The following is a 22,097-nucleotide window of genomic DNA, read 5'->3' on the forward strand; positions in this document are numbered from 1 at the left end:
TTCACTCATGGGCCTCTCCGGCCTGCCAGATCCTCCGGTACGCCTCGCGGTAACCCGGCGGGTCCCAGGAGGTGGCGCCCCGGCTGTTGCCGGCCGTGGCGATGTGGACGGGGGCGACGTAGCCGCTGGCGGGCTGCCCGGCGAAGGCGCGGTTGAACTCGTCCACGATCTGCCAGCCCTGCTGGGACAGCGGCTCGGGGACGGTGGCCGCCTGGAACTGCCCGCTGTTGACGCGCTGGAAGGCGGAGGGGTCGCCGTCGCCCGCGCCGATGTTCAGCGGCGGCCCCGAGCCCGGGCGTCCGGCCGCCCGCAGGGCCGGGGCCGCGTCGGCGAAGTACAGGTCGTTGATGGCGACCGAGTGGGTCCAGTCCTTCCCGAAGCGGGCGAGCAGGGAGGAGACCGCCTGCGGGGTGCGGCTGCTCGCGTCCGGGATCGGGATGTTCTCGTACGTCAGGAGCCGTACGCCGGAACAGGTGGCCAGCTCCCGCTCGATCAGGTCGGCCTTGTTCCGGGCGAAGGGGATCGAGTCGTCGGTGAACAGGACGACCCCGGCGTCACCCCCGGACCGGGCGATGATCCAGTCCGCGCTGATCCTCGCCACGTCCTCCACCCTGGTGGTCACGTTGGTGAAGAGCGCGGGGTCCCGGCTGGGCCCGGGGGAGTCCACCGCGTGCCAGCCGACCACCGGGATGCCCGAGGCGCCGGCCGCCGCCATCTGCCGCGAGGCCTGGCGGGGGTCGAACCCGCCGATGACGATGCCCGAGGGCTTCAGGGTGACCGCCTGGCTGAGCGCCGCCTGGATGCCGGCCGGGGTGCCGTCCCCGTCGATCACCCGGACCTGCCAGCCGATGGCCTTCGCCGCCTCCTCGACGCCCTTGGCGACTCCCGCGACGCCCGGGTTGGTCATCGTCTGGGCGACGTACACGATGCTCTTGCCGGGAACGGCCGCCGGCCCGGCGGCCGGCCCGTTCCAGGAGGCGTCGGCGGTCTCGGCCCGCCGGACGGCGGCCTCGGCCCGGGGGAGGGTCCCGGGACAGCCGGCCTTCGACGGCCCGTTGCCGGACGGCGGGCCGCCGCCGCAGCCGGCCAGGAGGGCGGCGGCCGCCGCGAGCAGGGCCGCGGTGGTGAGGGGCGTTCTCGGGTTCGGGTGCTTCGGGAACACGGTGCTCCTGGCGTGGGTGCGCGTACGAACTGCTACGACGGGCCGGCCTGGGCCGGTGCGGGCGGCTCTCGGCCGGGCGGCCGACGGGAGGCGGCGGCACCGGCCCGCAGCCGGCGGCGGGCGGCGTAGCCGGCCAGGCCGACGGCGATGAGCAGGGTCCCGCCGTTGAACAGCGCGGTGGCCCAGAACTGGGCCCCGAGCTGGCCGATCCCGGCGAGCCCGACGGCGAGCACGGCGACGGCCACGACGGTGCCGAGGGCGTTGGCGCGGCCCGGCCTGATCGTGGTGGACCCGAGCAGGGCGCCGACGAAGGCCGGGAGCAGGTAGTCCAGCCCGGTGCTCGGGTTGCCGGTCTGCTGCTGGGCGGCGAGCAGCACCCCGGCGAAACCGGTGACCAGGCCCGAGCCGGCGAAGGCGGCCACGCAGTAGGCGCGGGTGGGGATGCCGAGCACGGCGGCGGCCCGCGGGTTCGAGCCGATGACGTACAGGTACCGGCCGGCCGGCAGCCGCTCCAGCACCACCCACACGACGGCCGCGACGGCCAGCACGTAGAAGGCCGGCAGCGGCAGCCCGAGGAACCGGGAGTCGTACAGGGCGGTGAAGGCGGCCGGCAGGCCCTCCGGGCCGGGGACGATCCGGGCGCCGCCGGTGATCCAGCCGGTGACCGCGTACATCATGCTGCCGGTGCCCAGGGTGGCGATGAAGGAGTCGATCTGCCCGAACTCGACGATCGCACCGGTCAGCACACCCGCCACCGCGCCCCCGCACACCACCACCAGGCAGGCGGGGAGCCAGGGCCAGCCCTCCGTCACGACGAGCCGCATCACCATCACGTGCGCCAGGCCCAGCCCGTAGCCGATGGACAGGTCGAACCTGCCGGTGGCGATGGGGATCGTCGCCCCCAGCGCGAGGACGGCCGGGACCGCCTGGTTCGACAGGATCGCGGAGACGTTGTCCCGGGTGGGGAAGGTCTGCGGCAGGAGGAGCGAGAAGACCAGGAAGAGCAGGGCGGCCAGCACCGGCAGGCCGTAGCTGCCGATGTGGTGCCCGCGCAGCCGCTCCAGCGGGGACCGGGGTTCCGGGGAAGGGGTCATGGGCCCGTCGCGGTTCCGGTCACGGCCGGCATGGCCGAGGCCGTCCGGGTCAGCTCGGCCACGGTCAGGTCCCGGCCGGCGAGTTCGGCGCCCACCGCCCCCCGGACGAAGACCAGCGCGCGGTGGCAGAGGTCCGCGACCTCCTCGAAGTCGGTGGAGACGAGCAGCACCCCCAGCCCGGACGCGGCGGCCTCGTCGAGCAGCCGGTGGACCACCGCCTTGGCCCCCACGTCCACACTGGCCGTCGGCTCCTCCAGGACCAGCAGCCGCAGCCCGCCGCGCAGCCAGCGGCCGACCATCACCTTCTGCTGGTTGCCGCCGGACAGCGTGGCGATGGGCACCTCGCCGTCCCGGGGGAGTACGGAGAACCGGTCGATCAGCGCGGCGGCCTCGGCGCGCTCGCGCCGGGGGGAGGTCCAGCGCCACGCGGGCACACCGGCGGCGCGCGGGTTCGCCAGGAAGTTCTCCCGTACCGTCAGCTCCGGGGCGCAGCCCTCCGCCTGGCGGTCCCCGGCCACGAAGCCGACACCGGCGCCGACGGCGTCCCGGACCGTACGCGGCCGGTACGGGCGGCCGTCGAGCAGCACCCGCCCGCCGCGCGGCGGGCGGACGCCGGCCAGCGCACGGCCGAGCTCCCGGTGCCCGGCGCCGGTCAGGCCGACCATGCCGAGGATCTCGCCGGCGCGCAGCTCCAGGCCGACCGGTCCGGCGTGCTCGGTCCGTACCCCGTCCAGGCGCAGCAGGGGCGGGCCGGCCGCGGGAGCCGCGGGTGCGGCGGGGCGGCGCGCGGCCGGCTCGTGCCCGACGACGGCGCGTACCAGCCGGCCGGGGCCGTACCCGGCGAGCGGGCCGTGCTCCACCACGCGGCCGTCGCGCAGGACGGCGAACGCGTCGGCGACCCGGTACACCTCGTCGAGCCGGTGGCTGACGTAGAGGATGCCGTGCCCCCGGTCGCGCAGGGAGTGCAGTACGCCGAACAGCCGGGCGCAGTCGGCGGCGGGCAGGGTGGCGGTCGGCTCGTCGAGGACGATGGCCTCGGCCCGCGCGGCCAGGGCGCGGGCGATGGCGACCAGCGAACGCTCCGCGGGGGCGAGGTCGGCGATCCGGGCGTCGGCGTCGAGGTGCCCGGCGACGATGCCCAGGGCCTCCTCGCACCGCTCCCGGGTCCGCCGCCAGGAGATCAGGCCGGCGCGGCGCGGGTAGCCCGTGCCCAGGGCGATGTTCTCGGCCACCGTCATCCACTCGACCAGGCCCGGGTCCTGGTGGATGAAGGACATGTGCCGGGCGGCCCCGTGGGAACCGAGCGGCCGGCCGGTCACGGTCACCTCACCCGCGTCGGCGTGGTGGACCCCGGCGAGCACCTTGATGAGGGTGGACTTCCCGGCGCCGTTGGGGCCGAGCAGGGCCAGGACGCTGCCGCGGTACAGGTCGAGGTCGACCGAGTCCAGCGCGAGGGTGCCGCCGAAGCGCTTGCGCAGACCTCGCACGCGGACGAGGGGTTCTCCACCGGAACGCGGAGGTGGGCTCATTCCTCGACTCTAGATGACCTTGCCGCCGCTACCGGGTCACGCCGCGTCCAGGGCGCATTCCGCCCATATGACCTTTCCGTCGGGCGTGTAGCGGGTCCCCCAGGCCTGGGCGAGCTGGGCCACGAGGAACAGGCCCCGGCCGCCCTCGTCCGTGTTGGCCGCCTGGCGCATGCGCGGGGCGGTGTTGCTGGAGTCGTACACCTCGCAGATCAGGGTGCGGTCGTGGATCAGGCGCACCCGGACGGGATCGCCGCCGCCGTACCGGATCCCGTTGGTGACCAGCTCGCTGAGCAGCAGCTCCGTGGCGAAGGCGGACTCCTCCAGGCCCCACCGGCCGAGCTGCTCCACGGCCGCGGCGCGGACGTCGCAGACGCGGGCCGGGTCGGCCGGCAGCTCCCAGGCGGCGATCCGGTCCGGGGGAGTGGCGTGGGTGCGGGCGACCAGGAGCGCGATGTCGTCGGCGGGGTGCTCGGGGGCCAAGGCGTCCATGACCGCCTGGCAGGTGTCCTCGGGGGAGCGGCCGGGGTCGCTGGCCAGGGTGCGGTGCAGCTCTTCGAGGGCGAGGTCGATGTCGCGGTGGCGGTCCTCGATGAGGCCGTCCGTGTAGAGGACCAGCCGGCTGTCCTCGGGGAGGTGGATCTCGGCGGACTCGAACGGCAGACCGCCCAGGCCCAGCGGGGGCCCGGCGGGCAGGTCGGGGAAGGTCACGGTGCCGTCGGGCAGCAGCAGGGCGGGCGGCGGGTGGCCGGCGCGGGCCATCGTGCACCGCTGGGTGGTCGGGTCGTAGACCGCGTACAGGCAGGTGGCGCCGACGATCGCGCTGCTGCCGAGGGCCGGGTCGTCCCCGACCTCCTCGCGGTCCAGGCGCACCATGAGGTTGTCCAGGTGGGTGAGCAGTTCGTCGGGGGCCAGTTCCAGCTCGGCGAAGTTGCGGGCGGCGGTGCGCAGCCGGCCCATGGTCGCCGCGGCGTGCAGTCCGTGGCCGACGACGTCGCCGACGAGGAGCGCGACGCGGGTCCCGGACAGCGGGATGACGTCGAACCAGTCGCCGCCCACCCCGGACTCGGCGGGCAGGTAGCGGTGGGCGACCTCCACGGCGCTCTGCTCGGGCAGACCGTGGGGGAGCAGGCTGCGCTGGAGGCTCAGGGCCAGGGTGTGCTCGCGGGTGTAGCGGCGGGCGTTGTCGATGCACAGGGCGGCGCGGGCGGCGAGTTCCTGGGCGAGGGAGCGGTCGTCGTCCCCGTACGGGGCGGGGTTGCGGGAGCGGTAGAAGCACGCGACGCCGAGGACGACGCCCCGCGCGAGCAGCGGCACGGTGATCAGCGAGTGGACGTTGTGGGCGAGGAGCAGCTCGGCGTGCTCCGGGTCCTGGGCGATCCAGCCGAAGGCCGCCTTCAGTTCGGGCTCCAGCACCGGCTGCCCCGTCGCCAGACAGCGCATGTGGGGCGTGGTCGGGCGGAGCACCAGCCGCTCGCCGACCGGGTAGAAGGGGCAGTCGTCGCGGATGCCGTGCACCACCGTGCGGTGCAGTTCTCCCGTCGGGTCGCCGGACTCCTCCCCGCGCAGCACCGACTCGGGCACGTCGACGGTGACGAAGTCCGCCAGCCTCGGGACCGCGGTCTCGGCCAGCTCCCGGGCGGTGCGGCCCACGTCGAGCGTGGTGCCGATACGGGTGCTGGCCTCGGCCAGCAGCTCCAGGCGCCGGCGTGCCGCGACGGCGTACTTCCCCACCTCCGGCTCGCCGACCAGCACCAGCCCCCGGACCGCTCCGGTACCCATGGGGCCCGAGGCCGGGGCGGGAGCTGCGCGCATGCTCCCGGACGGGGGCGGGGCGGCGTGGGCGTGGAGGGGCGCGGGGGCGGGGGCGTGGTGCTCCTCCTCGTCGGGCAGCAGCGCCTCGACGACGATCCCCTCCACCCCGGCCGGGCTCGTCACGGGCCGGCTGACGAGGGTGACCCGCCGGCCGTGGGACAGGAACACCTCCGCGGCGGCCCGGCGCGCGCCGGACAGCAGCTCGGTGGCCTTCTCCTTGAGGGTCGTGTGGTCGCTCTGCTCCAGCTCGCTCAGCAGCAGCTCGGCCAGGGTCACCGGATGCCCGTCGAGGGTGTCCCCGTGGGCCCGGACCCGGCTGCCGGCCTCCAGATAGGCCTGGAGCAGCCCGCGCTCGCGCGCCGAACTCTGCTCCATCAGCCGCCGTTCGATGGCCTCGGCGGCCCGGCGGACGACCGCGGCCAGTGCCGGGTCGGCGTCGGTGTAGGGGTAGCCGAGGCACAGGACGCCCTCGATGTGCCCGCTGAGCTGGTCGCGGATGGGAGCCGCCGTGCAGGCGCTGGACTGGGAGCGTTCGGCGAAGTGCTCGGCGCCGTTGACCTGGACGAGCTGGCGCTCCGCGAGGGTCAGGCCGATCCCGTTCGTCCCCGCGACCCGCTCGGCGAACACGAAGCCGGGCTGGGTCTGGATGGCCGGCAGCCGGCCGGGCAGGGACCTGTCGCCGAAGCGGCGTGCGAGCACGGTGCCGTGGCCGTCGGCGAGACAGATGTTCATCCGGCTGCCGGCGAAGAGCGACGCCAGCCGGTCGAGCACGGGTGCGGCGGCACGGACGACGGGACCCTCCGCGTCGAAGTCCTCGGTGAACGGGAGCTCGGTCTGGTCCGGCGACAGTCCCAGCAGCATGCTGCGCTGCCACGAACTCAGGATCGGACTGCGCACGCTCCGCACGACCGACTCGGCCGACCCGCCGTGCAGGAACCGGTCACGGGACTGCACGGGGCCGGTGAGGCCGTCCACGACCCCCATGTGCACCACTTCCCTCGTCGGAGCAGCTCGATGGCCCGATTTTGAGTATATTCCTCACGTTTTGTCGGGGCGTGGGGGTTGCATGACCGCGCGAGGGCCGGTCACAGCACCGCGACCGGATTGACGGGTGAGCCCGTCCCGCCCGGCACGTTCAGCGGGGTCACCACGAGCAGGAACGCATGGCGGCCCGCCCCGGCACAGGCGGCGGAGAGCGCCTCCAGGTCGAGGTTGTCCAGCAGGGGGACCCCCATCGCCGTGATGGCGAGGGTGTGGACGGGCGAGTGCAGGCCCTCCACCGGCGAAGGCCGTACGTCGCTGTCGCCGTCGGCGCCGAGCAGGACCACGGCCCGCTCCGCCAGCAGCGGTACGGCGTCCACGTGCCAGCCGGCGCTGCCCGTTCCCGGATCCCAGGGGCCGAGCTCCCGGCGGCGGCGGAACCGTCCGGAGCGCAGCAGGACCGCGTCGCCCTCCCCGATCCGCACACCGAGGGCCTCCTCCGCGGCCAGGACGTCCTGCGCCCGCACCGCGTGCCCCGGTTCCAGCCAGGGCACCCCCAGGACGGCGGGCAGGTCCAGGAGCACGCCCCGGGTGACCAGCGGGCCGAGGGCCGCCACCGACCCGAACCGGACGCCCCCGGCGCCGGCCTCCTCGCGCGCGACCCGTCCGTCGTACAGTCGCCCCCGGTAGCCGATGTGCGACAGCGCGTCGAGGTGGCTGACCGACTTGCCGTGGTAGTCCGCGCCGAGGAAGTCCTTGTACGCGGACGGCTCCGGGCCCTCCACGTCCCCGAGGTCGGTCATGTGGTGCAGGGCCGGCCGCGTGTTGTCCGGCCCGGGGACGGTGTCCCAGGGGCGCCCCAGGGGCACGACCGTGCCCGAGCGGACCAGCGCGGCGGCCCCGCGAACGTGGTCCGCCGTCACCCTGTTCCAGGCGCCGCGCCCGGCCGCCTCCCAGCGGCCCCAGGTACGGACCGCCTCGAACAGGGCGTCGAACTCCCGGCGGGAGACGGCCGCTCCCCCGGGGGGACCCTCCGGCGGGGGAGCGGGGGCATCGGCGGCGCTGGGGCTCATGGGGCACTCCGGGGTCCGTACGTCCGTGGCCCGACCTCTATGCCCGCCGGGGCGCGCCGTCTACCAGGCCCGCATCGGCTCCCCCTCCACGAGCTGCGAGACGAAGCCGTGCGGCCCCCGCGCGGGCTCCCCCAGGACCGTCACGCGGTGCATGACCCGGTCGACGTCGAGGTGGGCGAAGTCGGTGGGGGCGAAGTGGCAGGTGCTGCGGTTGTCCCAGAGGGCGATGCTGCCCGGCTCCCAGCGGAAGCGGACCGTGTACTCGGCGCTGGTCAGGTGCTGGAACAGCAGCTCCAGCAGGTGGCGGCTCTCCAGCTCGGTGAACCCGGTGATCCGGGTGGTCGAGCCGGGGCTGACGAACAGGGCCTTCTCGCCGGTCTCGGGGTGCACCCGCACCACCGGGTGGACGGCCACCTGCGGGTCCTCGCAGTAGATCCGCAGGATCTCGCGGTCGCGCTCGTCGGAGTGGCGCAGGTGCACGGCCGTGAAGAAGGCGTGCTCGGCGGTCAGCCCGTCCACGAACTCGCGCAGCGGCGCCGACAGGCCCTCGTACGCGGCGACCGTGTTGGTCCACTGGGTGTCACCGCCGAAGGCGGGGGTCCGCTCGGCCCGCAGGATGGAGAGGCTGGGCGGGTTGACGGCCTGGGTGAGGTCGCTGTGCCAGCCGGCCAGCGGGGAGGACCACTTGCGGCGGTAGTGCTCCTCGAAGTCTGCCCCGTAGCGCTCGGTGTCCGCCTTCGGGTCGACGGTGAGGATCTCCGGGTGCCCCTCGGGGTGCACCCCGTGCTTCTTGCCCGGGCGGCGGGTCAGCGCGCCGAAGCGGCGGCCGAAGGCTATGTGCTGGGCGTGGGTGATGTCCTGGCCGCGGAAGAAGACGACCCGGTGGGCGAGGACGGCCCGGCGGATCTCGGCCACCACGGCCTCGTCGAGCTCCTGGCCCAGGTCGACCCCGGAGATCTCGGCCCCGATGCGGCCGGCCACCTGCTCGACGGAGATCCCGGTGGGCTGCGCGGTCTGCGCGGTCTGCGTCACGGTTGTGCCTTTCTAGACGATCGGTATGGCTTGGGGGGTGGGGGGGGGGGGGGGGGGGGGGCGGGGCCCCCCCCCCCCCCCCCCCCCCCCCCCCCCCCCCCCCCCCCACCCCTAGGACGGATGGGCCACCAGCTGGGTCCACAGCGGGAGCAGCAGCAGCGCGACGACCGAGCTCTTGATGACGAGGGAGGCCGACATGTCGACCCCGACGTCGTAGCGCTGGGCGAAGATGAACAGGTTCTGGGGCGCGGGCATCGCCGCGATCAGGACGAGGTAGCTCAGCCACTCGCCCTCCACCCCGAAGACGAAGCGGCACACCGTGTAGGTGATCAGCGGCAGCGCCACGCACTTGAAGCCGGTGATCCAGACCTCCTCCATGGTGGTGCCGCGGATCTTGATCCCGCTTCCGCCCAGGTGCAGGCCGAGGGCGAACAGCGCGACGGGCGAGGCGCTGTCGCCGACGAAGGTGAAGCTGTCGAGCACGACCCCGGGCACCGTGACGGGCAGCAGGTTGAGCACGATGCCCGCGTTGCAGGCGATCACGACGGGGGTCATCAGCGAGGCGGCCACGGCGGACCCGAGCCGCCGGGCCGGACTCCCGACCCGGTCCGGCCGCCCCAGCTCCATGATCGAGATGATGATCAGGGACAGCACGCAGACCTGGAACAGCAGCACCGGGAAGATCGGCGCCGCGTTCCCGAACAGCATGATGAACACCGGCACGGCGAAGTAGGCCGTGTTCACCTGGACGGCGGCCATGATCCGCAGCGCCACGCCGCGCGGGTCGCGTACGCCCAGGAACCAGGCCAGTACGCCGATCAGCGCGGCCGCGGCGCACGCGGCGGCCGCGTAACCGCTGATGGCCCGCCAGTTGAACAGGGCCCCCAGGTCGCTGCGGTAGATGTTCGCGAAGAGGAAGCAGGGCACGGCGAAGAGGAACGCGTAGTCCGCGAACACCTTGGAACTCTCGGCCGGCACCACCTTCCGCCGTGCCAGGACGACCCCGCAGCCGAAGGCCAGCACCACCGGTGCGAGTTTTTCCAGAGCATCTACCGCTCCCATGCACGTGCCCTTGCTCTTGCGGCCCCCTCGGGAGGGGCCTGTTTCCCTGTCGCGACGGCTTCCTACCGGGCCCGGCCGCCGGGAACGCGCAGCTCGGCGCGCCCCTGGACCAGCTCCCGGTAGGCCGTGACGATCGTGCGTGTCACCGCGTTGCCGGCGACGTCGTAGTGATGATCATCGAGGCGGCCGACGGGGAGGATCTCACACGCGGTCCCGCACAGGAACGCGCCGTCGGCCTCGCCCGCGAACGCCGGGGCCAGGTCGGCGACCACGCACTCGATCCCCTCCCGCTCGGCGATCGCCAGTACGCACGCCCGGGTGATCCCGTCGATGGTGCAGCGGGTCGTCGGGGTGTACAGCGCCCCGTCCTTGGTGAAGAACAGGTGCGCCCCGGTCGCCTCGACGAAGTTCCCGCGGTCGTCGAGGAGCAGGGCGTCGTCGAAGCCCGCCCGCAGCGCCTCGTTCTTGCTGACCGTGCCGATCATGTAGTTGCCGGCGGCCTTGCTCTTGACCGGGGCGTACTCCGGCGAAGGCCTGCGGTAGCGGCCCGTGACCAGGGAGATCCCCTGGTCCACGGCGTCCTCCGCCGCGTAGTAGCCCGCGGGGAGCTCCCACGCGGCCACCGAGGTGTGCACGGACGTCTTCAGCGCCGCGGTCTGGATGATCTCCGAGCCCCGCCACGCGTTCATGCGGACGTAGCCCTCGGTGATGCCGGCTTCGGCGACGACCGCGCGGGTGGCCTCGTACAGCACCTCCTCGCCGTACTCCAGGTCGAAGTCCAGGATGCGCGCCGAGGCGCCGAGCCGCGCTATGTGCTCCCTGAGCATGAACGCCTCGCCGCCGTAGACGCGGACGCCCTCGAAGATGCTGGAGGCGTAGTGCAGTCCGTGGCTGAGCACGTGGAGCCGGGCGTCGCCCCAGTCCACGAGGGCGCCGTCGTACCAGATCTTCCCGGTGCGCTGGTCGAAGGGGATCACAGCTGCCTCCTCCTCAGAGCGCGAGGTCGAAGAGCTGCCGCGGCAGGTCCCCGACGAGGGCGATGAAGCGCCGCTGGTGCTGGGTCAGGCTGCGCACCGACACCCCGTGCAGGGCGAGCGGGTTGATCGGGTACAGCACCAGGGTGTTGCTCCGGTACGGCACCGTCGTGACCTCCTCGACGTACTGCGGGTCGATGTCGAAGCGGTTGTCACCGTACTCGGAGGCGCTGGTGTGGAACTTGTGCGCGCCCGGCCGGTACTTGTAGAGCACCAGGTCGCCGCCGGTCGCGTCGTCCTCGGGCAGGCGCATGTAGAAGAGCCCGCCGAAGAGCTTGTGCGGCTTGTCCACGTGCGGCCCGCGGTAGGCCGAGGGGCGGCCGGTGACCGCCGAGTTGATGACGGCCGTGCAGTCCATCAGGATGTCGTGCGTCTCGAAGCCGTCCCGGTTGCGGCGGCCGACCCGCAGCTCGCGCAGCGGACCCACCAGCTCCTCGGCGTCCGGCAGGTTGGCGAGCAGGTCCTCCTGGAAGAGGTCGAGGAACTCCTCGTAGAAGGCCGGGGAGGAGTGGTAGGTCACGAAGTCCTTCCACACCTGCGCCATCGTGTCGTCGGCCAGGACCATCTCGGACATGTAGTTGTAGCGCTCGTTCGAGGTGATCGGCTTGCCGATCCGCTCGCCGATGTACTCCGCGGTCGGCATCGACTTCGCCAGCGCGTCGTACAGCTCCTGGGGCAGGGCGTCGCTGATCACGACGTGCGGGAACGGGTCGCGGCGGATGTCGGCCTTGGTGACGCCGGCCAGGAGCGAGGTGATCGCGGGGCGGGCCTCGGGCGTTTCGGTCATGTCCTGTCTCTTTCCATGGGGACGGAGGGGCTAGGGACGGAGGGGCGCGGGGGTCAGACCGCGCGCGGAGAGCCAGGTCTCCAGGACCAGGAGGGACCAGAGCAGCTCGGCGGCGTGCGCCCCCGGGCTCTCGGTCTGCGAGCGGAAGAGCTCCCGGACGGCGTCCCGGCGGACGTACTCGCCGCAGCGGGCGCCGGGGCCGAGGAGGAGGTCGCCGACCATGTCGTACAGCGCCTCGCCCGGCCTGATCATCGCCGCCACCGGCAGGGTGAACGGCTGCTTGGGCCGGTCGATGACGCTCCGCGGCACCCAGGGCCGGGCCGCCCGCGCCACCGGCGCCTTCACCGTGTCGCCGGCCACCTTCACGGCGGCGGGCAGCGCGTGCGCCAGGCGCATCACCGACGGCTGGAGGAACGGGATCCGGGCCTCCACCGAGTGGGCCATGCTCAGGTGGTCCACGCGGCGCAGGATGTAGTACGGGAACCGCTCCGCCTGGTCGTAGCGCAGCAGCGTCTCCAGCTTCCCGTGCGGGCCGGAGCGCACCCGGCGCGCCAGCTCGTCGCCGCTGAGGTCCCCGAAGTGCCCGCCGGCCGCCCGTACGCGCTCCAGGTGGCCGGGCGTGTACAGCCGGCCGAGCGCCGCCGGGCCGGCGACGGCCATCGTGTCCTGGTAGGCCCGGTGCCAGGCGGAGTCGCCGTCCCGGTCCGCCTTGGTGAATCGCGCGTACCCGGCGAACAGCTCGTCGGCCCCGTCACCCGTCAGGGCCACCTTGAACCCGGCGTCGTGCACGGCCTCGAACAGCGCGAAGGTGCTCAGGCTGTGCGGGGCGTTGTTCGGCTGGTCGAGGTGGCGGGTGAACCGCTCGACGAGCTCCGGGAACCCCGCCGGGTCGAGGAGCACCTGATGGTGCTCGGTACCGCAGTGGCGCGCCACCTCCGCCGCGTAGTGGCGCTCGTCGGCCGGCCAGTCGCCCCGGTAGGCGATGTTGAACGAGGCCACGTCGGACACCAGGTGGGCGGCGAGGGCGGTGGTGTAGCTGGAGTCGAGCCCGCCGCTGGTGATCACGCAGACCGGCACGTCCGCGTCGAGCATGCGGCCCATCTCGGTGCGCAGCAGCCCGTCCAGCAGCTCCGCCGCCGCCTCCACGGTCGGCGTGCCGCCGGGCCAGTCGACCTCGGCGGGCTCCAGGGCCGTCCGGGTGAGCGTCTCGCGCCCGTCCGCGAAGCGCAGCACCGAGCCGGGCTCCAGGGTACGGACCCGGGTGTACACGGTGCCCGGGCCCCAGACCGCCTTCCCGCCGAGGTAGCGGTCGACCGCGAGCGGATCCAGCTCGTCGGGGAAGTCCGGGAAACGGGCCAGCGCCCGCAGTTCGGAGGCGAAGCACAGCCGGCGGCCATCGGCGGACACGTAGTAGTACAGCGACTTCATGCCCGCGTGGTCGGTGAAGAGCTTCAGGCACGGCTCCTCCCGCTCGTCGACCACCGCGATCGCGAACATGCCCTCCAGCCGGCTGGTGAAGGCGTCGCCGTACAGCTCGTACAGCGGCAGCAGGACGTCGCCGTCGCAGTCGCCCTCGAAGGAGTACCCGTGCGCGGCCAGCTCGGCGCGCAGCTGCCGGTGGTTGTAGATCTCCCCGTTGAACACGCAGCACAGCGCGCCGCGTACGAAGGGCTGGTCGCCGGAGGCGATGCCCTGGATGGCGAGCCGGTTGTTGCCGAGCGCCCAGCCGTCACCGCGCCGGACGGTCTGCGCGTCGGGCCCGCCCTCGAACATCGCCGCCGCGACGGCGTCGAGCACCTCCCGCCCGGCGTTCTCCCCGCCGAAGCAGCCGTGGATGCGGCACATGGCTCACACCTCCGTCCGGCGGCCGGGGGCGGGGACGCTCCCGGCGGCTTCGAGGGGGAGGACGGCGGATCCGGCGCGGCTCTGCCGGGCCCCGGGGTGGTGCCGGCCGACGAACTCGGTGACCAGCTCGACCTGCCGCAGGATGTCGTCCAGCTGCGCGGGGGACGGGCTGACGCCGTGGCCCTCCAGGGCGCTGTTGCCCGTCTTGAGGTAGACCGGCGCCGCCACCCGGACGATGTCGGGGGCCTCGTAGGTGCGGATGAACCCGCCCGAGGTCCGGGGGTTGTCCACGTGCAGGTCCAGCGGGACCGTCACCGCCTGCCGCAGCGCCGCGATCATCGGCAGCGTCAGGTCGCGCACCGGATTGAAGCTGTTCGCGCCGAGCATCTCCAGCATCTGCGCCGACGCCGGGTTGCCCTGCCCGCAGTGCGCGGACACCTTCAGATGGATCCCGGCCGGCAGCTCGCCGGCGGTGCGCAGCCGCCCCAGCACCCACAGCAGGCCCTCGTCGTAGACGACGAACCCGCGCACGCCCAGGCCGATCCCGCGCTTGACGTCCTCGACGGCGCGCACGACCTGCTCCTGCCCGCGCAGCCGGTAGCCGATCCGGGCCCCCTCGGGAGTCTGCGCCCCGGCCCCGATGTCGTTGGTGGCGCGGGGGCCGACCGACATCAGGACCTCGGCGCCGAACTCCTCGCCGAGCGCCACGTACTCGCCGATCTCGCGGGCCGTGTGCCGGTACATGCCGCGGGTCTCGGTGATGCGGTTGATGGTGAAGCCCCGGCGCCGGCTCTCGCGCAGCAGCCGCTCGGCGGCCTCCACCGAGTTCACCGTCGGCACCTCGATGCGGAAGTGCCCGCCGTCGGCGAAGACGGCGTCCGAGTCGGGGGTGAGCTGCGGGTCCCCGTCCGGCAGGCCCAGCCGGGCGAGCTGCCGGCGGGTCTGGTCGAAGAAGGCGGTCGTGGTCGTCGTCCTCACCTCGTCACCTCGATACCGAGCCGCTCGGCCGTGCCGGCGACGATGTCCTCGGCGATGCGTATCGACGTCGCCCGGTCGGGGTGCACGACCTGGACCTCGCCGAAGTTCCCGAGGTTGCCCCGGCAGGGCAGCAGGGTGTCGCCCTCGGGGAAGCGGACCGTGAACGAGTGCAGGCTGTCGCCGTACCGCTCGGCGGCCCAGCCCGGGTCCGGTACCCGCTCCGGGGTGGGCACCCGGTCGGCGGCACCGAACCAGCGGACCGTGGCGTACCCGTCGAAGACCGTCGGACCGCGCTCGATCGGCTCGTTCAGGTGGATCCGGACGAGCAGCTCGAAGATGTCCCCGCCGCCCGCGAGACGGAACAGGTTCGGCAGGCAGGAGCCCATGATGCGGGGGTTGAGCTCGATCAGCCGGGGCGTGCCGTCCGCGCCCAGCATCACCTCCACGTGGAAGACGCCGAGCCGCAGGCCGACGGCGCCGACCACGTCCTCGGCGAACCGCATCACCCGGTCGTGCTCCTCGGGCGAGATCCCGGCGGGGATCGTCGTACCGGTCTCCAGGGCCTCGTGCCGGTGCCAGGTGGAGCGCTCGCTGACGGCCAGCCGCAGGAAGCGCCCGTGCACCAGGCCGATCTCGGCGGAGACGAACCGCCCGCTCAGGTACTCCTCGACGAGGATGCCCGCCGCGTACGCGTCCTCCGGGGCCCCGGCGAGGACGCCGGCCAGCTGCTCCTCGTCCGCGACGACATGGGCGCCCTCGCTCCCGGAGCCCCGGGCCGGCTTGACGACGACGGGATACCCGCCGGCGGCCGCGAAGGCCGCGGCCTCCTCGAAGCCGCCGACGACCGCGTACCGGGTGGTGTCCACCCCGGCCGCCGCCAGGACCTCCCGGCAGCGGTCCTTCTGCTTGGCCGTCTCGGCCCCGCCGGCGTCGGTGAAGGGCACCCCGATCTCCTCGGCGATCCGCGCGACGGGGACCACCAGCGCGTCGACGGTGGCGACGAAGCCGTCGACCGGCCGCTCCCGGTGGACCTCCCGTACGCACGAGCGCAGCGCCGCGGGGTCGGTGGCGTCCTTCAGGACGTGGACCCGGTCGACGAAGCGCGCGTAGGGGGAGGCGTCGAAGTCGATGTTCTGCGCCTGCTCCATGAGCAGCGAGCGGATGAGCGTCACGTGGTGTCCGAGCCGCTTGGCGGCCTCGAACGCGGGGGCGTTGCCCGCCTTCCAGGTCACGAAGACCACGTGCCGGGCGGCGGGTTCGGAAGGGTGCGGGGGGTGGAGCGGTTCGGTCATCGTGTCTTCCTCGCGAAGCGCTGGCCGATGCGGACGAATCCCGGGACGGCGGTACCGGGGGTGGGGATGAAGGAGATCGAACCGGCGAGGATGTTCTTCTCGGACATCGAGCTGAAGCCGCCGGCGCCGGACAGCACCAGGTCGCCCTCGTCCAGGCACAGCCACGCGCCGTCCGGCTGCCGCTCGGAGTACGCGTAGCGCAGGTGCTCCGCGCCGCGCAGCACCTCCAGCCGGTAGCCGTCGGAGGCGTACAGGCCGGCGCAGTCGTCGAGTTCCATCTCGAACGGGCGGCCGGTGCGGATGAGCCCCTCGCCGGTGAGGGACCGCAGCAGGTCCTCGTAGAGGCCGAAGGCCGGGTAGGCGTTGGCGAGCAGCAGCAGGAACGAGCGCTGCCCGGGGAAGATCTGGATGAAGTTGTGGTGGCCGCTGCCGTTGGAGTTGAAGCCGAAGGCGGACGGCCCGAACATCAGCCAGCCCAGGCCCCAGGCGTGCATGAAGTGGTGGCCGGGGACGGGGATCTGGGGCGTGCGCATCTCACGTGCCAGGCCGGCCGAGAGCAGGCGCTCGCCGCCGGGGGCGACCCCGTCGTCGACGGCCAGCATCGCGATCCTCGCCAGTTCGTCCAGGGTGAGGCACACGGAGAACGAGCCGGCCGCGTCGTCGGCGATGGTCTGCGGCGGCGGGTCGTGGCGCACGTAGCCCTTGACCCGCTCGGTCCACACGTAGCCGGCCGAGACCGTACCCCCGTAGTGGCCGCCCTCGGTGAGGGTCTCGGGAACCTCCCGGATGCCGAGCGGGGCGAGCATCAGCTCGTTCACCGCGCGGCGCCAGGGGACCCCGAGCAGCTTCTCGATCAGCGCGGCGACGATCGAGGTCCCCACCGCCGAGTACGCGAACACCTCGCCCGGCTCGAACAGCTGACCGTAGGCGGGCAGGGTGGCGATGTAGGAGCCGAGGTCCGGCAGGCCGGTGTCGTGCCACACCTCGTACGAGTCGTCGACCCCGCTGGTGTGCGACAGGAGGTGCCGCAGGGTCACCTTCACGGTGCCCCCGTCGCGGCGCCGGAACGCCTGCGGCAGCAGCTCGTCCAGCGGCTGGTCCAGCCCCAGCAGGCCCCGGTCCACCAGGCGCAGCGCGACGAAGGCCAGCATCGGCTTGGTGACGCAGGTGACGCGCTGACGGGTGTCCGGCCCGTACGCGGCGCCGGAGACGGTGTCGGTGACGCCGTGGTAGGTCAGTTCCAGCACGCCGTCCAGGAACACGGCGGCGCCGGCTCCCGGTACGCCGTGGCCGCGGGCGGACTCGCGCAGGGTGTCGGCGACGGCGCGCAGCCGCTCCGCCGGCCCCGTCACCGCCCCGGCGGCGGCCGCCTCCGCCGCTTCCCCGCGGGTGCGGCGCAGCAGCCCGGCCTGCTCGGCGAGGGTGCGGTGGCGGTAGATCTCCGCCACCCGGACGGGCCGGCCGGCCGCGTCGGACAGGCGCGCCGCCAGCAGGGTGGCGAGCAGCGAGTGGCCGCCCACGGAGAAGAAGTCCAGACCGGGGGAGACCCGGGACAGGCCGAGCAGATCGGACCAGACCCCCGCCACCTCGGCCTCGTCGGGGTCGTCGAAGGCGTCGCCGTCGACGGCCCGCTGCCCCCAGTCGACGTCCCGGGCGGCCAGGGTCTTGCGGTCGACCTTGCCGTTGGGCAGCCGCGGCAGCCGCTCCTCGGCGATGATCCTCGCGGGCTGCATGTAGTGCGGCAGCTTGGCCCGCAGATGGGCGGCCATGGCCTCGACGGTGACGCCGTCGCCCTCCAGGCCCACGTAGCAGACCAGCCGGGTGTCACCGTCGGTGCGCACGGCCAGGGCCGCGACGTCGCGCAGCCCGACGACCCCGCGCAGCGCCGCCTCCAGCTCGCCGAGTTCGATCCGGAAGCCGCGCACCTTCACCTGGTTGTCCCGGCGGCCCAGGAAGCGGAGCTCGCCCTCCTCCGTCCACCGGGCCAGGTCGCCGGTCCGGTACAACCGCCCGCCCGGCACCTCGCCGAGGTGCGCCGGAGCGGCGATGAACGAGGCCGCGGTGCGCTCGGGGTCGTTGATGTAGCCGGCGGCCAGGCCGTCGCCGCCCAGGTGGAGTTCACCCGTGGCGCCGAGCGGCACGGGCCGGCCGAGCGGGTCCAGGAGGAGGGCGGTGGTGTTGTGGACGGGCACGCCGATGGTGGGTGCGCCGTCGACGGGCCCGGTGAAGCACTTCCAGGTGGAGTAGGTGGTGTCCTCCGAGGGCCCGTACAGGTTGTAGAGCCGCTCGACGCCGGTGGACGCGAAGGCCTCGTTCACCAGCTCCCGGGACAGCGGTTCCCCGGCCACGTTCAGGACGCGGGTGGAGGCGGGCACCGCCCCGCGCTGGAGCAGCACGTTCAGGGCGCTGGGCACGGTGTTGACGAGGGTCGGGCGCAGCCCGTCGTCCTCGGTGAGCGCGAGGACGTTGTCCACGACGACGACGCAGCCGCCCCGGGTGAGCGGCGCCCACAGCTCGTACACCGACAGGTCGAAGTTGAGCGAGGTGGAGAAGAGCACCCGGCGCAGGTCCTCGGCCCCGTACGTCTCCTGCGCCCAGGCGAGGAGGGCGGCCACGTTGCGGTGGCTGATCACCACGCCCTTGGGGAGTCCGGTGGAGCCGGAGGTGTAGATGAGGTGGGTGGTGGACCCCGGGTCGACGGTGACGCCCGGGGGCCGCTCGTCCTCGGTCTCCGCCTTCTCCCGCAGCTCCCGCCACGGCAGCGCCCGTGCGGGCCCGTCGCCGAGCCACTGCGGGGCCTCGTCGCCGTCGTGGACGACGGCGGCCAGGTCGGCGGTGGCGGCGATGGCGGCCAGCCGGTCCGCGGGGTAGGCGGGGTCGAGCGGTACGTACGCGCAGCCCGCCTTGTGGACGGCGAGCAGCAGGGCGACGCCGTGGTGGGTGCGGCCCAGGGAGAGGCCGATCCGCGAGCCCGGGGCGATCCCGTGCGAGGCCAGGGCCCGGGCCAGCCGGTTGGCCTGCCGGTCGAGCCCGCGGTACGTGAGCACGCTGCCCCGCCATTCGACGGCGGGGGCGTCGGGGGTGCGGGCGGCCTGGGCCTCCACGAGGGCGTGCAGCGGGGTGTCGCGGTCGTAGGGGCGGGCCGTGTCGTTGAACCCGTGCAGCAGCCGGCGGTACTCCTGCGGGGAAAGCAGTGCCAGCTCGCCCGCGGGTGCCCCGGGGCGGGCGGCCGCGTCCGCCAGCAGGGTGTCCAGGTTCGCGGCCATCCGTGCGATCAGCGTTCCGGGGAACAGGACCCGGTCGTAGTGCAGGGTGAACAGCGGGCCGTCCGGTGCGGGCCGGGCCTCCAGCAGGAGCGCGAAGCCCTCCGGCACGGGAGTGGTGCCGTCCGACTCCAGGAAGCCCGCCCGCAGGCCGCCGCCGAGGTCGGCCGCGGCGCCGGGCACGGCCTCCCGTACGGCCTCCCGGTGAGCGGCGGCGAGTCCCAGCGCGAGGGCGGGGAGGGTCAGCTCCGGCGCGAGCAGGGAGCGGACGGCGACCGGCGCACCGTGCGCGCCGCCCGCCCGGGCCAGCACGATGTCGTCCTGACCGCTGTAGCGGTGCACGAGCACGGTGAACGCGGCGTGCCACAGGTCGGCGGCCGCGGCCCCGGCGGCCGCCCCGTCCGGCGGCGGCACGGCGCCGGACCAGGAGTGCGTACCGCTGCCCGCGCTGCCACGGGCGCCGTGCCCGGCCTCCCGCACGGGCAGTTGCAGGGCGTGCGGTGAGTCGGCGGAAATGTCGCCCACAGTGATGGTCCCCTCGTTTGCATTTCGTTCGGCTGCCGTGCGGCGGACATGCCGAATACACGCGCGGCGCACATGTACAAACCCCGCGCAATCGAATTGCGTCGCGGCGGGTCATTCACACTTCGCGCGACATCGCCGGCCCGCAACGCGGAATGGGGGCGACGGCGCGGAAAACACCGGAACTGGAGCAGGGAAATGAATGGCGGAAAATTCGGGCGGAAAGGAGGGCCGGGACGCGGCCCCGTCAGGCCGCGACGGCGTCCGGGGCGGCTTCCCGGCCCCGCCGCGCCCAGTCGGCGATGCGCGGCATGGCGGCTCCGGCCAGCGCGAACCCGAGGGCCATGGCCAGCCAGCCGATGCCGCCGTGGTCGATGGCGAGCCAGGTCAGCAGCGCCGGAGCGATCATCTTGCCCATGTCCGAGCCCATGGCGTACGTGCCCTGGTACTGGCCCTGGGCGTGCTCGGGCGCCAGCCCGAACGACATCCCCCAGCTGCCCGCCGACTGCCGTACCTCGCCCAGCACGTGGGCCAGGGCTCCGAGGAGCAGCAGCACTCCGGCGAGCGTCGCGGAGGCCCCGCCGCTGAAGGAGAAGACCACGCAGGCGACCGCGAGGCACAGGGCCCCGGACCGTGAGGCCCGGGCCGCCGCGCTCGGCTCGTCGGTCCCGCGCGCGGCTCTGACCTGGAGCAGGACCACGGCGACCGTGTTGGTCAGCAGGATCGCGGCGATCATCCAGCGCGGTGCGTCCGTGCGGTGCAGTACCCACAGCGGCAGGACGACGTCGAGCAGCAGGTTGTGCATGGACAGCAGGCCGTCCAGCACCACGAACGTCAGGTAGGGGCGGTCCCGCAGTACGGTCAGGGCAGGTCCGGGGCGGGCCGGCTGTGCCGCCACCGGGGGCAGCAGCAGGGTGAGCAGCCCCGTGGCCAGGTAGGTGGAGGCGTTGAAGACGACGGCCGCCTTGTAGGCCCAGACCGAGTCGGCGGCGAGCAGCAGGCCTGCCAGGGCGGCGCCCACCGAGACGCTGACGTTGCTCGTGGCCCGCAGGTAGGCGCGGACCGAAACCCGGTCCTGCGGGGGCACCAGTCCGGCGACCATGGCCATGCGGGCGCTGCGGCTGGCGCTGTAGGCGACCGCCTGCGCGCTCACCACCAGCAGGTACGACGTGAAGCCCTGCACCGCGAGCAGGGCCGCCGTGAGCGGCCCGAGCGCGATGAAGGACCAGATCTGCACGGAGCGCGGGCCGATGCGGTCGGCCAGGTGTCCGGTCGGGGTGCTGACCAGGAGGGCGATGCCGGCGGCGACGCCGACGCCGATGGCGAACCGGCCGGGCGAGAGCCCGAGCACGGCCGTCGCGAAGATGGCGTTCAGTGCCATCCAGAGGCCCTGCCCCAGGGTGTGCACCAGGGTGATGCCGGTGAGGACGCGTGCCGGGCCGGCGGGCGGGAGCAGCCGGCTCAGCATCGGCCTGCCGCAATGCGGTCCGCGCGGACGCGAACGGACGTCGTGAATCTTGCTCGTGCGCACGCCAGGATCACTGACACGCCCCCACTCCTCGTCAAGCGCCGTTGCCGACGACAGGATTCGGGAAATTCCCCGTGGTCGCGGACCGAGATCATCAGCCGCGCAGGCCATATCGAAACTTGATCTACGTCGGACTGTCCAGGAAATATCCCTGTGACGCCGATCACATGACCGGAACCCCTAGGTCGGGTAAAGGGCGGAGAAAAAGAATGTGCAGGAACGGTCGACGTCCTGCACTTACCGGCCGGTAGGGCATAGGGGCGGACGGGTCAATTCCGGGGCCGGCGCGTCGTGCGGGCCCCGGGAGGGTTGGCCGGCCGCCCACCGGGCAGGCGACCGGGGTGGACGGAGGAGGCCGTATGCCGCGAGAGAGGTCCCCGGGACGCGACGAGAGCGCGGAGGAGCGGGCGGACCGGCAGTGGCAGGAGCTGATCCAGGAGATCCGGGTCGCCCAGACCGGCGTGCAGATCCTCTTCGGATTCCTGCTCACGGTCGCCTTCACCCCGCACTTCCAGGGACTGGCCGAAACCGACAAGGCGATCTACACCGCCACGGTCGTCCTCGGCGCCCTGGCCACCGGCGCGCTCATCGGCCCCGTCTCCTTCCACCGGATCGTCTCGGGGCGCCGTATCAAGCCGGAGGCGGTGCGCTGGGCCTCGCGCCTCATCTCCGTCGGCATCCTCCTGCTGCTGGCCACCTGCACCTCCGCCCTCTTCCTCGTGCTGCGGGTCGCGGCACCCCACGCCCTCGTGCCATGGCTGGTTTCCGCCGTGGTCGCCTGGTACCTGCTGTGCTGGTACGCGCTGCCCCTGTGGGCCCGGATCCGCTACACCTCCGAGGAGCCCGGGGAGTCCCGGGAGACGAGGAGTACGACATGAGCGAGCACAGGCAGCACCGCTGGTCACGGACCCCGCCCTCACGGGCGGCGGACGAGAGCGGCGACCGCGAAGCCCGCCTGGCCGGGGACGCCGGCCCGGACGACGACGCCGACGGCCACCTCGCGAAGCGGCAGCGGCCCGGCGTCGGCCGGGAGGAACAGGTCCGCCCGCACCCGCCGCAGCACCGCCCCCGCCCCGAGCGGGAGAGCGACGACCGCTGAGCGG

General features: G+C 73.6%; 16 protein-coding genes. 2 read left to right on the plus strand and 14 right to left on the minus strand.

From position 1 onward, the window contains the following. Window position 1: 1 nt before the first annotated feature. From ACZ7IF_RS06725 to ACZ7IF_RS06790, 14 genes are all read right to left on the minus strand, one after another. A complete protein-coding gene (locus tag ACZ7IF_RS06725; protein WP_470964128.1) occupies window positions 2–1,162 on the minus strand; it encodes a substrate-binding domain-containing protein in 1,161 nt (386 codons plus the stop codon). A 32-nt stretch (window positions 1,163–1,194) separates the two neighbouring features. After that, on the minus strand, window positions 1,195–2,256 hold the full coding sequence (locus tag ACZ7IF_RS06730) for an ABC transporter permease (protein WP_470964131.1): 1,062 nt from the start codon (window positions 2,254–2,256) through the stop codon (window positions 1,195–1,197). After that, the gene (locus ACZ7IF_RS06735) at window positions 2,253–3,785 is read right to left on the minus strand and encodes a sugar ABC transporter ATP-binding protein (RefSeq protein ID WP_470964135.1); all 1,533 of its coding nucleotides are present in this window, start codon (window positions 3,783–3,785) and stop codon (window positions 2,253–2,255) included. Before ACZ7IF_RS06735 ends, ACZ7IF_RS06730 begins: the two co-directional genes overlap by 4 nt. A 36-nt stretch (window positions 3,786–3,821) precedes the next feature. Continuing rightward, window positions 3,822–6,581, minus strand: coding sequence for an ATP-binding SpoIIE family protein phosphatase (locus tag ACZ7IF_RS06740; protein ID WP_470964138.1), 2,760 nt, complete (start codon window positions 6,579–6,581; stop codon window positions 3,822–3,824). A gap of 101 nt (window positions 6,582–6,682) precedes the next feature. Continuing rightward, complete coding sequence (locus ACZ7IF_RS06745; protein ID WP_470964141.1) at window positions 6,683–7,651, minus strand: cyclase family protein; 969 nt, start codon at window positions 7,649–7,651, stop codon at window positions 6,683–6,685. A gap of 60 nt (window positions 7,652–7,711) precedes the next feature. Beyond that, complete coding sequence (locus ACZ7IF_RS06750) at window positions 7,712–8,683, minus strand: TauD/TfdA dioxygenase family protein (protein WP_470964143.1); 972 nt, start codon at window positions 8,681–8,683, stop codon at window positions 7,712–7,714. Window positions 8,684–8,794: 111 nt separating this feature from the next. After that, entirely contained in the window at window positions 8,795–9,745 is a 951-nt protein-coding gene (locus tag ACZ7IF_RS06755; RefSeq protein WP_470964146.1) for an AEC family transporter, read from the minus strand. A 62-nt stretch (window positions 9,746–9,807) separates the two neighbouring features. Continuing rightward, window positions 9,808–10,722 (minus strand): aminotransferase class IV, encoded by a 915-nt coding sequence (locus ACZ7IF_RS06760; RefSeq protein WP_470964150.1) that lies wholly within the window; start codon window positions 10,720–10,722, stop codon window positions 9,808–9,810. A 13-nt stretch (window positions 10,723–10,735) separates the two neighbouring features. Then, on the minus strand, window positions 10,736–11,566 hold the full coding sequence (locus tag ACZ7IF_RS06765; protein ID WP_470964154.1) for a hypothetical protein: 831 nt from the start codon (window positions 11,564–11,566) through the stop codon (window positions 10,736–10,738). 30 nt (window positions 11,567–11,596) lie between these two features. Next, on the minus strand, window positions 11,597–13,411 hold the full coding sequence (asnB, locus tag ACZ7IF_RS06770; RefSeq protein WP_470964157.1) for an asparagine synthase (glutamine-hydrolyzing): 1,815 nt from the start codon (window positions 13,409–13,411) through the stop codon (window positions 11,597–11,599). A 3-nt stretch (window positions 13,412–13,414) separates the two neighbouring features. Then, a complete protein-coding gene (locus ACZ7IF_RS06775; protein WP_470964160.1) occupies window positions 13,415–14,389 on the minus strand; it encodes a peptidase in 975 nt (324 codons plus the stop codon). After that, window positions 14,386–15,681, minus strand: a complete 1,296-nt coding sequence (locus ACZ7IF_RS06780; protein WP_470964163.1) for an ATP-grasp domain-containing protein — start codon at window positions 15,679–15,681, stop codon at window positions 14,386–14,388. The genes ACZ7IF_RS06775 and ACZ7IF_RS06780 overlap by 4 nt, the downstream gene beginning before the upstream one ends. After that, window positions 15,678–19,469, minus strand: a complete 3,792-nt coding sequence (locus ACZ7IF_RS06785) for an amino acid adenylation domain-containing protein (protein WP_470964166.1) — start codon at window positions 19,467–19,469, stop codon at window positions 15,678–15,680. The genes ACZ7IF_RS06780 and ACZ7IF_RS06785 overlap by 4 nt, the downstream gene beginning before the upstream one ends. Before the next feature lie 244 nt (window positions 19,470–19,713). Beyond that, entirely contained in the window at window positions 19,714–20,934 is a 1,221-nt protein-coding gene (locus ACZ7IF_RS06790; RefSeq protein WP_470964169.1) for an MFS transporter, read from the minus strand. Window positions 20,935–21,353: 419 nt separating this feature from the next. On the opposite strand from ACZ7IF_RS06790, the gene ACZ7IF_RS06795 reads away from it, so the two are divergent. Together ACZ7IF_RS06795 and ACZ7IF_RS06800 are read left to right on the plus strand one after the other, a co-directional pair. Next, window positions 21,354–21,872, plus strand: coding sequence for a DUF6328 family protein (locus ACZ7IF_RS06795; protein ID WP_470964172.1), 519 nt, complete (start codon window positions 21,354–21,356; stop codon window positions 21,870–21,872). Continuing rightward, window positions 21,869–22,093: a hypothetical protein gene (locus ACZ7IF_RS06800; protein WP_470964175.1), complete on the plus strand. Its 225-nt coding sequence runs from the start codon at window positions 21,869–21,871 to the stop codon at window positions 22,091–22,093. Before ACZ7IF_RS06795 ends, ACZ7IF_RS06800 begins: the two co-directional genes overlap by 4 nt. The last annotated feature ends 4 nt before the right edge of the window (window positions 22,094–22,097 follow it).

Source organism: Streptomyces sp. NPDC037421, from assembly GCF_055602105.1.

Bases quoted from the DNA above. Each gene is read 5' to 3' on its own strand.
- ACZ7IF_RS06730 (WP_470964131.1), bottom strand. From the start codon at position 2,256: ATGACCCCTTCCCCGGAACCCCGGTCCCCGCTGGAGCGGCTGCGCGGG.
- ACZ7IF_RS06735 (WP_470964135.1), bottom strand. From the start codon at position 3,785: ATGAGCCCACCTCCGCGTTCCGGTGGAGAACCCCTCGTCCGCGTGCGA.
- ACZ7IF_RS06740 (WP_470964138.1), bottom strand. From the start codon at position 6,581: ATGGGGGTCGTGGACGGCCTCACCGGCCCCGTGCAGTCCCGTGACCGG.
- ACZ7IF_RS06745 (WP_470964141.1), bottom strand. From the start codon at position 7,651: ATGAGCCCCAGCGCCGCCGATGCCCCCGCTCCCCCGCCGGAGGGTCCC.
- ACZ7IF_RS06755 (WP_470964146.1), bottom strand. From the start codon at position 9,745: ATGGGAGCGGTAGATGCTCTGGAAAAACTCGCACCGGTGGTGCTGGCC.
- ACZ7IF_RS06765 (WP_470964154.1), bottom strand. From the start codon at position 11,566: ATGACCGAAACGCCCGAGGCCCGCCCCGCGATCACCTCGCTCCTGGCC.
- asnB (WP_470964157.1), bottom strand. From the start codon at position 13,411: ATGTGCCGCATCCACGGCTGCTTCGGCGGGGAGAACGCCGGGCGGGAG.
- ACZ7IF_RS06780 (WP_470964163.1), bottom strand. From the start codon at position 15,681: ATGACCGAACCGCTCCACCCCCCGCACCCTTCCGAACCCGCCGCCCGG.
- ACZ7IF_RS06790 (WP_470964169.1), bottom strand. From the start codon at position 20,934: ATGCTGAGCCGGCTGCTCCCGCCCGCCGGCCCGGCACGCGTCCTCACC.
- ACZ7IF_RS06795 (WP_470964172.1), top strand. From the start codon at position 21,354: ATGCCGCGAGAGAGGTCCCCGGGACGCGACGAGAGCGCGGAGGAGCGG.
- ACZ7IF_RS06800 (WP_470964175.1), top strand. From the start codon at position 21,869: ATGAGCGAGCACAGGCAGCACCGCTGGTCACGGACCCCGCCCTCACGG.